The organism is Chitinivorax tropicus, from assembly GCF_014202905.1.
In the GTDB taxonomy this organism is placed as follows: domain Bacteria; phylum Pseudomonadota; class Gammaproteobacteria; order Burkholderiales; family SCOH01; genus Chitinivorax; species Chitinivorax tropicus.
In genome coordinates this window covers 1-1,546 of sequence record NZ_JACHHY010000081.1, presented here as the reverse complement: position 1 = coordinate 1,546, position 1,546 = coordinate 1, and the positions used below count along the sequence as shown (strand labels likewise).

At 66.8% G+C, this 1,546-nt stretch carries 1 protein-coding gene; it reads left to right on the top strand.

The genetic code is table 11. From position 1 onward, the window contains the following. Window positions 1–1,458, top strand: a 1,458-nt coding sequence (locus HNQ59_RS19380) for a type VI secretion system Vgr family protein (protein WP_184042028.1), incomplete at its 5' end; no start/stop codon positions are given. Window positions 1,459–1,546: the final 88 nt, after the last annotated feature.

The window sequence follows — 1,546 nt, the reverse complement described above, 5'->3', positions numbered from 1 at the left end:
CGCATTGCCGAATGGCTGGCCGGGCCCAACTGGGGCAGCCACTTCAGCCCGCGCCTGGGTGACGAAGTCATGGTGGACTTCCTCGACGGCGACCCTGACCGCCCGCTGGTGATCGGCAGCCTGCACAACGAACAAGACCTGCCGCCCTTCAGCGCCGGCGAAGGCAGCCGCGCCAACCACCCCGGCACCCTGTCCGGCTACCATGGCCGCAACCTCACCGGCAGCGGCTACACCCGCTGGGTACTGGACGACACCCCCGGCCAGCTGCGCACCCAACTGGCCACCAGCCAACTGCAGAGCGAGCTGAACCTCGGCTACCTGATCCAGCAACCCCCGCACAGCGGCTGGCGCGGCGCCTATCGCGGCCAGGGCTTCGAGCTGCGCACCGACGGCTGGGGCACCCTGCGTGGCCACCAGGGCCTCCTGCTCACCACCCATGCCCGGCAGGCCGCCCACCGCACCCAGCTCGACACCACCGAAACCCGCGCCGCCCTGCAGGCCAGCACCACCCTGGCCCGCCAACTCAGCCAGACCGCCACCACCCACCAGGCCCTGCCCTGGGCGAGCCAGCCCAGCATCGACGCCCTGCACCGGCAACTGAGCGAACACAGCGGCCCCGTCCACGGCCAGGCCGCCCAACAACCCGACCCGCAACACCCCAGCGGGCGGCAACTGAAAGACCCGGTAGAGACCTTCGACAGCGCCATCAGCGTGCTCAGCACCCCCACCGCCCTGGTGCACACCACCCCCGCCAGCCTGCTGAGCTACAGCGGGCAGGACACCCAAAGCCTCGCCCACGGCGACCAGCAACTGACCGCCCACCACACCCTGGGCATCACCGCTGGCAGCAGCGCCAGCCTGTTCACCCACCATGGCGGGCTGAAAGTGATCGCGGCCAAGGCCCCGGTCACCCTACAGGCCCATGACGACACCCTGCAGCTGATCTCCAACCAAGCCCTGACCCTCACCAGCAGCCAAGACGAAATCCGCATCCTGGCCCAGGACCAGGTCACCCTGTTCGGTGGTGGAGCCGAGATCGAGCTGAAAGGCGGCAACATCACCTTCAAGGCCCGAGGCAAATTCGAGGTCAAGGCCGCGTCGATCGAGTGGGATGGGCCGGGGTTTGAGCAAGGCATGCCCGTCACGCTGCCCATGGGGACGGCGGCGCTGTTCAACCCCCCGCCGCCAGAGGCCGAGCTGAACGTGGCCGACCCCACCACGCCGCAGTATGATGAACAATTCGTGTTACTGGACCCGGATGGGCAGCCGATGAAACAGATGCTCCATCAGCTGAGCCATCAGCAGCAACTACGTTACCGGCAGACCAAGCAGCCGGGCACCACTGACCGGGTGCTGACCCCGCACAGTGAGCCACTTGATTTTAAACTGGCATGGGATGACATGACCCCAAGCCCCCGCAAACCCGGCCAATCGACACCTAAACCCCCCAAGCCATGACTGCCAACCTGACCAAAACCGCCTATACCAACACCACCCCTGGTTCTCAATGCATCGTCCAGGCTGGCTGTGACACCATGTGGTCAAT